The sequence below is a fragment of the Mesorhizobium sp. M5C.F.Ca.IN.020.29.1.1 genome, from assembly GCF_003997375.1.
In the GTDB taxonomy this organism is placed as follows: domain Bacteria; phylum Pseudomonadota; class Alphaproteobacteria; order Rhizobiales; family Rhizobiaceae; genus Mesorhizobium; species Mesorhizobium wenxiniae.
Window position 1 is genome coordinate 1 of the sequence record NZ_RZSW01000300.1, and the last position, 7,558, is coordinate 7,558.

The 7,558-nt window shown below is 64.4% G+C and carries 8 protein-coding genes; all 8 read left to right on the forward strand.

Annotated elements, in window-relative coordinates:
* The first annotated feature begins 102 nt into the window (after positions 1–102).
* On the forward strand, positions 103–1,137 hold the full coding sequence (locus EOA85_RS21890; protein ID WP_164759795.1) for an ADP-ribosylglycohydrolase family protein: 1,035 nt from the start codon (positions 103–105) through the stop codon (positions 1,135–1,137).
* Positions 1,134–2,102 (forward strand): PfkB family carbohydrate kinase, encoded by a 969-nt coding sequence (locus EOA85_RS21895; protein ID WP_127211140.1) that lies wholly within the window; start codon positions 1,134–1,136, stop codon positions 2,100–2,102. The genes EOA85_RS21890 and EOA85_RS21895 overlap by 4 nt, the downstream gene beginning before the upstream one ends.
* A gap of 56 nt (positions 2,103–2,158) precedes the next feature.
* The gene (locus tag EOA85_RS21900; protein WP_127211141.1) at positions 2,159–3,220 is read left to right on the forward strand and encodes an ABC transporter substrate-binding protein; all 1,062 of its coding nucleotides are present in this window, start codon (positions 2,159–2,161) and stop codon (positions 3,218–3,220) included.
* A gap of 25 nt (positions 3,221–3,245) precedes the next feature.
* Positions 3,246–4,115 (forward strand): ABC transporter permease, encoded by an 870-nt coding sequence (locus EOA85_RS21905; RefSeq protein WP_127211142.1) that lies wholly within the window; start codon positions 3,246–3,248, stop codon positions 4,113–4,115.
* Positions 4,115–4,903 (forward strand): ABC transporter permease, encoded by a 789-nt coding sequence (locus EOA85_RS21910; protein ID WP_127211143.1) that lies wholly within the window; start codon positions 4,115–4,117, stop codon positions 4,901–4,903. Before EOA85_RS21905 ends, EOA85_RS21910 begins: the two co-directional genes overlap by 1 nt.
* Complete coding sequence (locus EOA85_RS21915; protein ID WP_127211144.1) at positions 4,903–5,970, forward strand: ABC transporter ATP-binding protein; 1,068 nt, start codon at positions 4,903–4,905, stop codon at positions 5,968–5,970. The genes EOA85_RS21910 and EOA85_RS21915 overlap by 1 nt, the downstream gene beginning before the upstream one ends.
* A gap of 65 nt (positions 5,971–6,035) precedes the next feature.
* Complete coding sequence (locus EOA85_RS21920) at positions 6,036–7,283, forward strand: aconitase X (RefSeq protein ID WP_127211145.1); 1,248 nt, start codon at positions 6,036–6,038, stop codon at positions 7,281–7,283.
* On the forward strand, positions 7,280–7,558 hold a 279-nt coding region (locus EOA85_RS21925), incomplete at its 3' end, for a DUF126 domain-containing protein (protein ID WP_127211146.1). The genes EOA85_RS21920 and EOA85_RS21925, both read left to right, overlap by 4 nt.

Consider the following 7,558-nt stretch of genomic DNA (forward strand, 5'->3'; position numbering starts at 1 on the left):
GGCTGGTGACAAATTCGATGGCGCGGCCGATGGCCGCGCCATCGAATTTGTCACCAGCCTTCTCAATCCGGCGCATTTTGCACTTCACCTGGAGTTCTGAGTATGGACACGGCCGAGGCGATCGACCGGGCGATGGGCGCGCTTATCGGCGGTGCGCTGGGCGATGCGCTCGGCATGCCGACGCAGTTGTTGTCGCCGGCCCGCATCGCCGAGCTCTACGGCCACGTCGAGGATTTCGTCGCGCCCGTCGCCGACCATCCAGTGTCGAAAGGCCTGGCCGCCGGCACTGTTACCGACGACACCGAACAGGCGCTGCTGCTCGGCCGTATCCTGGTTGTTTCAGGCGATGGCTTCGATCATACGCGCTGGGTCAATGCGCTGCTCGACTGGGAGCGCGAGGTCAAGGCGCGCGGCAGCTACGATCTGCTCGGACCGTCGACCAAGCGCGCCATCGACGCCATCAATGGCGGCGTGCCGGCCGAGGAAGCGGGAAGTGGCGGCGACACCAATGGCGCCGCCATGCGGATCGCGCCGGTCGGCATCATGATGCCGCCGGAGCCGCTCGACGCGCTGGTCGCCAAGGTCGCCGAAACCTGCCGCGCCACGCACAACACCTCGATCGCCATTGCTTCGGCCGCAGCCGTCGCTGCCGCCGTCAGCCGCGGCGTTGCCGGCGGCGACTGGCGTGCCGCCGCAGATCGTGCCGTCGTGGCGGCCAAGCGCGGCGCAGAACTCGGTCACTGGATCACTGGCGGCGACATTGCCGCGCGTATCGACTGGGCGAGGAGCCTCGTTCGCGGCAAGGCTGTCACGGAGGCGATCCGGCTGATTGTCGATCTGGTCGGGACCGGGGTCGCCAGCCAGGAATCGATTCCGGCGGCCTTCGCGGTGCTGGAAATCGCCGGCGGCGATCCCTGGCTGGCGGCCGTCATCAGCGCCAATCTCGGCGGCGACACCGACACGATCGGCGCCATTGCCGCCGGCATGGCAGGCGCCTGCGCCGGCTTTTCCCGATTGCCGCAGGAACACATCAACCGGCTCAAAGGCCTCGACATTGCGCAGGTGCGCGCGCTCGCCGCCGACCTGGTCGCGGCGCGGATGGCGAAAAGCATTTCAGGCAAGGACGCGGCGGCATGAGCGGGCGTCTCGTCCATATCGGCAGCGCGGTGGTCGACTATGTCTACCGCATCGACGCCTTGCCGACGCCCGGCACCGAGAAAACCGCATCGAGCTTTGCCCAGGTCGCCGGCGGCGGCTTCAACATGATGGTCGCGGCCAGCCGCACCGGGATGAAAGTGGCGTTCGGCGGCCAACTCGGCAGCGGACCGAATGGTGACTTCCTGCGTGCCGCCCTCGCGGCGGAAGGCATCGCAACGCTGACGCCGGCATCCACCATGATGGACAGCGGCAATTGCGTCGCCATGATCAGCGGCGACGCCGAGCGCACCTTCGTGTCATGGCCTGGTGCCGAGAGTGTTCTCAGCCTCGGCATGATGGCGCCCGTCCGGGTTGCGCCGGGGGATTGGGTGTTCGCCTCCGGCTACACGCTGAGCTATATCGGCAGCCGCGATGCGCTGGCCGACTGGATCGAGGCGCTGCCGGCGGAAATTTCCTTCGTCTTCGATCCGACGCCTGTTATATCAGACATCCCGCGCACCATTCTCGACCGGGTGCTGGCGCGCACGAGCTGGCTGAGCTGCAACATCGTAGAAGCGGCCGAGATCGCCGGCCCCGGCGATGTCGAGGTTATTGCTGCCCGGCTTCTTTCCAATCACAGTCCGAGCGCCGAGGGGGTCGTCATCCGCGCCGGGGCAAAAGGCTGCTTCGTGCGGCTGGGTGACGGCATCGCGCAGGCCGTGCCCGGTTTTAAGGTCGCCGCCGTCGATACCAACGGCGCCGGCGACACCCATATCGGCGCCTTCGTCAGCGCGCTCTCGCGCGGCGTGCCGCCCTTCGAAGCGGCGCGCTACGCCAATGCGGCGGCGGCGCTCTCGGTCACCCGCCATGGCGGATCATCGGCGCCGACCGACCAGGAGATCCAGACATTCCTCAGCGATGACGATCGATCCGTGCACGGCCGGAAGCAAGAGGCCCATTTGTGACAGCCTAAATGACGCAACAAGCCCGCCAACCGGGCAGAACAATGAGAGGAACGAACATGCGCATGCCAAAACTGACTGCTTTTCTGACGGCGACTGCCGTCTTCACCTCCGCGCTGACGCTGGCCGCCACTGCCGCCGAAGTGCATGTGCTCAACTGGAAGGGCTACGGGGCCGACGAGCCCTGGGCCATCGCGGCCTTCGAGAAGGCGACCGGCAACAAGGTCGTCAACGACTTCTTCAATTCCGAACAGGAAATGCTGACCAAGCTGAGGACCAATCCCGGCCTCTACGACGTCGTCATGATCAACGCAGCCTTCAACGACCAGGCGATGGCGGAAAAGCTGATCCAGCCGATCGACGTCGCCAATATTCCCAATTACGCCGACATCAGCCCGGACAAGGCGGGATCGCCGATGCTCGTTCGTGACGGCAAGGTCTATGGCGTGCCATGGGTGTGGGGTTTGACCGCGCTCGCCATCAACGAGAAGTCATTCGAGACGCCGCCGACCAGCATCACCGAAATGTGGAACGAGGCCCATAAGGGCCGCGTGGTCATTCGCGACGACGCGGTCGAAGCGGTTCAGTTCGGCGCCATCGCCACCGGCCAGAACATCAACGACATCAAGGACATGGAAGCTGTCAAGGCGAAGCTGACCTCGCTGATGCCGCAGATCAAGACATTCTGGAGCTCGGAGAACGATTGGAACCAGATGGTCGCCTCCAACCAGATCGACATCGGCACCTACTGGAGCGGTTCGGCCGACCGCGCCAAGACGCATTTCAAGCTGCCGGTCTCGCTGGTCATTCCAAGGGAAGGCGCCGTCGCCTGGCTCGACGCCTTTTCCATTCCGGTCGGCTCCAAGAATGTCGCCGGCGCCGAGGCGTTCATCAACTACATGATCGATCCCGGCTTCTACGTTGAATGGGTCACCAAGGTCGGCGCGCCGGTCTCGGCCAACACCAAGGCGGTTGCAGCGCTTCCCGAAGATGCGTTCAACCGCAAGGTGATGGGCGATCCCGATGTCGCCAAGCGCATCCAGTTCCAGGCGCCGATCACCGATGCGCAGCGCGAGGCCTATCTGGCGCTGTGGCAAGAGCTCAAGGTCAACGTGAAGTAGCGGGCGGGCTTTCGGGGAGAGGCATATGGCGGACCAAGTCGCGACCGGTTCGAGGAGCGGATTGCGATCGGCTTTGCCCCTGCTTCTGCCCGCTTATCTGTGGCTGACGGTGGCGATCTTCCTGCCGCTGTCGGCCATGGTCTTCTTCTCCTCGATGACCGAGCTGCCGCTGTCGGGGAAGGCGTGGTCGTTCACGCTGGAGAACTACGCCACCTTCTTCTCAGAGCGGCTGTATTTGACGCTGCTGCTGGCGTCGCTCAGGCTCGGACTTGAGGTGACCCTGTGGTGCGTCGTCATCGGCTTTCCCGCAGCCTATGTGCTGGCCAAGGTGCTGAAAGGGCGCAGCCGCGAGGCGATCTTCCTGCTCGTCATCCTGCCGTTCTGGTCGAACGGGCTGGTGCGCATCTTCTCCTGGGCGATGGTGCTGCGCGAGGGCGGCATTCTCGACACCGCGCTCAACGCCGTGCTGCCGTTCAAGATCAACATCGACCTGATGTATTCGTATCCGGCCGTCGTCATCGGGCTGGTGCATTCCTACGTGCCCTACATGGTGCTGACCTGTTACCTCACGCTGCAGGCCATCGACGACTCGCTGATCGAGGCAGGGCGCTCGCTCGGCGCCTCAAGGCTGCAGATGCTGAGGCGGGTGATCATCCCGCTGTCCATGCCGGGGCTGGTGGCGGGCGCAGCGCTGATCTTCGTGCCCGTCGTCGGCTCCTTCATGGAGCCGCGTATCCTCGGCGGGCGCACCGGTACCTTCTACGGAACGGTCATCGAGGATCAGTTCGTCGCCGTCTTCAACTGGCCGCTGGGCGCAGCGCTGTCCTTCATCCTGCTGGCCGTCGTCCTGGTCATTCTTGCGCTGACATCGCCGGTGCTCAGGAGGGCCGCCTGATGGCGACGACCCGTATCCTCGAATGGCTTGGCCGGCTCTACATCTGGCTGCTGCTCGCCTTCCTCTATCTCCCGATCGTCATCATGGCGCTGATGTCGTTCAACGTCTCGCCCTTCTACCAATTGCCGTTCGAATGGACGACTGAATGGTATGCGTCGCTGTGGCAGAACGACCAGCTGATCTCCGCAACCTCGAACAGCTTAGAGATCGCCGTCATCACCACCATCCTTTGCACCGCGCTCGGCACGGCGGCGTCGCTGGCGTTCTATCGCTACGAATTTCGCGGCAAGAAATTCCTGCAAGCGCTACTGTTTCCGCCGATCGCCATTCCGTGGCTGATCACCGGCACGGCGATGCTGATCTTCTTCTTCGGCGTCGGCATCGGGCGTGGTCTGTTCGCGATCCTGCTCGGCCATGTGGCGCTGGCGCTGCCCTATGTCATCGTCGTCGTCTCGGCACGGCTGCAGACCTTTGCGCCGGAACTGGAAGAGGCGGCGCGATCGCTCGGCGCCAACCAGTGGCAGGTGACGCGGCGCGTGACCTTGCCCTGGATCATGCCGGGCGTCATCGCCGGCGGGCTGTTCGCCTTTGCCGTATCGTTCGACCAGTTCGTGGTGTCCTACTTCCTGTCGACGCCGGGTCAGACAACCTTGCCGGTCGAGATCTACGCCGCGATCCGCAAGGGTTTCACGCCCGAGATCAACGCGGTCTCGACGATCATCATCGTCGTCTCGATGGCGCTGATGCTGCTTACGGCTCGTTTCTTCAAATTCGGCGGAGAGAAATAATGACCGGCGTTCAGGTATCGAATTTGTCGCGCAATTTCGGGGCGCACAAGGCACTGGATGACGTCTCCATCGATTTTGCCGACGGTGGTTTCTATGCACTGCTTGGGCCCTCGGGCAGCGGCAAGACCACGCTGCTGCGGCAAATCGCGGGCTTCGATTTCCCCGACTCGGGCCGCATCGCGATCGGCGGCGAGAGCGTCGAGCGGGTGCCGGTCGAGAGGCGGCGTATCGGCATGGTGTTTCAGAACTATGCGCTGTTTCCAAATATGAGCGTGGCCGACAATGTTGCCTTCGGCCTGTCGGTGCGTGGCGAGGCCAAGGCAACTATTGCAAGCGAGGTGCAGCGCGCGCTCGATCTGGTACAACTCAGCAAACTCGGCGGCCGCCGGCCGCACCAGCTGTCCGGCGGTCAGCGCCAGCGGGTTGCGCTGGCCCGCGCCATCGTCACCAAGCCGCGTGTGCTTTTGCTCGACGAACCACTCGGCGCGCTCGACAAGGCGCTGCGGGTCGACATGCAGATCGAACTGAAGCGTATCCAGCGCGAGATCGGCATCACCACCATCTTCGTCACCCACGACCAGGAAGAAGCGCTCACGATGAGCGACCGCATCGGTATCCTGCGCGATGGCCAGCTGGTGCAGGAAGGGCCGCCGGAGGAGATCTACGACAGCCCGAAAAGCGAATTCGCCGCCACCTTCCTCGGCGACGCCAACATCTTTCGCGGCGAGACCACAGGCGTCGGTATCCGGCTGCCCGACGGCACGACGATCGCCGCCCGGGCAGGGGCGACGCTTGCCGCCGGCGCCAAGGCCAGCTGCGCGGTGCGGCCCGAACGCATCCGCATCGCCATCGATTCCGGAAGCGCGGACCAGGCCAATGGCAATGTGCTCCGTGGCCAAATTTCCAAGCGTATCTTCGCCGGCAACAACAGTACCTATTTCGTCGAACGCGACGGCCAGACGCTCAAGGTCATCGTGCAGAACACCGGCGCTGACAGGCTGGCGGAAGGCCAGGAGGTGCTGCTACGCTGGTCGCCGAAGAGTACGGTGCTGATCGCCGCGAACTGATCTTGCCAGGCGGACTGTAATCAGTGAGAGCATGGTCGGGCATAGTGAGGAAAGCGGAACACCCGATGACGCTTGAATTGATGGCGGGCGACCAGTCGATGCTGCAGGGCGAGCACGGCCCGGCCGTGGCCGCAGCGATGAAGGTCCTGGTCGCCTTTTCGAAGGCGGTCGGCGCGCGCAAGCTGCTGGATATTGCCGGTGCCCATATCGACGGCTGCCTCTATCACGGCCAGGCCGGTCTCGATTTCGTCGAGAGGCTGGTCGAGGGCGGTGGCAGCGTTCGGGTGCCCACCACATTGAATGTCGGTTCGTTCGACCTCGTCCATCCCGGCCTGGTGAAGATGCCGGCCGCCGAAGAAGTGCCGGCGCGGCGGCTGATGAAGGCGCATCTGGAGCTCGGCTGTCAGGCGACCTTCACCTGCGCGCCCTATCAGACGCGGTTCCGGCCGGCTTTCGGCGAGCAGATCGCCTGGGGCGAGTCCAACGCCATCGTCTTTGCCAATTCGGTGATTGGAGCGCGGACCAATCGCTATGGTGATTTCATCGATTTGTGCTGCGCGATGACCGGGCGGGCGCCGGCCTGGGGGCTGCATTTGAGCGAAAACCGGCGCGGCCAGATCCTGTTCGAGCTGACCGGTTCTTTCGAGCCTACCGACGCCCTGTTCGTTGGCGTCGGGCTGATCATCGGGCAGGCGAGTCGCGACCGCATCCCGGTGATATCGGGCCTGCCGCAGCCGCGCGAGGAGGACCAGCTGAAGGCGCTGGGTGCGGCGGCGGCAACGACGGGCGCGGTGGCACTGTTTCATGCGGTCGGCATCACGCCGGAAGCAAAGACGCTCGACGAGGCGTTTCGCGGCAAGGCGCCGGAGGAGACGATCCGGATCTCTCGCGCCGACATCGATCATGCTCTGGCCAGGCTGTCCAGCGTCCCCGACGGTGCGCCGCTTGCGGCCGTATCGCTCGGCACGCCGCATTTTTCCCATCACGAGTGGATGCGCCTGCTGCCGATGCTGCGCCATATCGCGCCGGGCAGGGGCATCCCGATCTATGTCAACACCGGGCGCGCGACGCTGACGCGGCTTCAGGACGAAGGCGAGCTGGAGAGTGTGAAGGCGTTCAACCTCATTCCAGTGACGGATACCTGCACCTATGTCACCACCATCATCGAGCGCCTCGACGGCGTGGTGATGACCAACTCCGGCAAATGGGCGCATTACGCCCCCGGCAATATCGGCGTCTCGGTGGCGTTCGGCGAGATGGAGGACTGCATCCGCTCGGCAGCGGTCGGGCACGTCGTGAGGGGTGCGCCATGAGTGAACAGGCAAGTCGAGCCCTGAAAAGTCGAGCCCTGAACAGAGTTGGCTGTTTCCAGCTTGCCGGCGAGGCACAAGGCTCGGCGCTGGTGCTGTCGCAAGCGCTCAGTTTCTGGGGCGGCCTGGACATCGAGACGGGCGACATCATCGACCGTTCGCATCCTGGTCTTGGCCAAAATGTCGCTGCCAAGATCCTGGTGATGGCTTCCGGGCGGGGATCTTCGTCCTCGTCCTCGGTTCTGGCCGAGGCGATCCGCAGGGGCACGGCGCCGGCC

What these genes read in the sequence shown, in the direction of transcription:
- EOA85_RS21890 (WP_164759795.1), top strand. Translation starts at nt 103, where the DNA reads ATGGACACGGCCGAGGCGATCGACCGGGCGATGGGCGCGCTTATCGGC.
- EOA85_RS21895 (WP_127211140.1), top strand. Translation starts at nt 1,134, where the DNA reads ATGAGCGGGCGTCTCGTCCATATCGGCAGCGCGGTGGTCGACTATGTC.
- EOA85_RS21900 (WP_127211141.1), top strand. Translation starts at nt 2,159, where the DNA reads ATGCGCATGCCAAAACTGACTGCTTTTCTGACGGCGACTGCCGTCTTC.
- EOA85_RS21905 (WP_127211142.1), top strand. Translation starts at nt 3,246, where the DNA reads ATGGCGGACCAAGTCGCGACCGGTTCGAGGAGCGGATTGCGATCGGCT.
- EOA85_RS21910 (WP_127211143.1), top strand. Translation starts at nt 4,115, where the DNA reads ATGGCGACGACCCGTATCCTCGAATGGCTTGGCCGGCTCTACATCTGG.
- EOA85_RS21915 (WP_127211144.1), top strand. Translation starts at nt 4,903, where the DNA reads ATGACCGGCGTTCAGGTATCGAATTTGTCGCGCAATTTCGGGGCGCAC.
- EOA85_RS21920 (WP_127211145.1), top strand. Translation starts at nt 6,036, where the DNA reads ATGACGCTTGAATTGATGGCGGGCGACCAGTCGATGCTGCAGGGCGAG.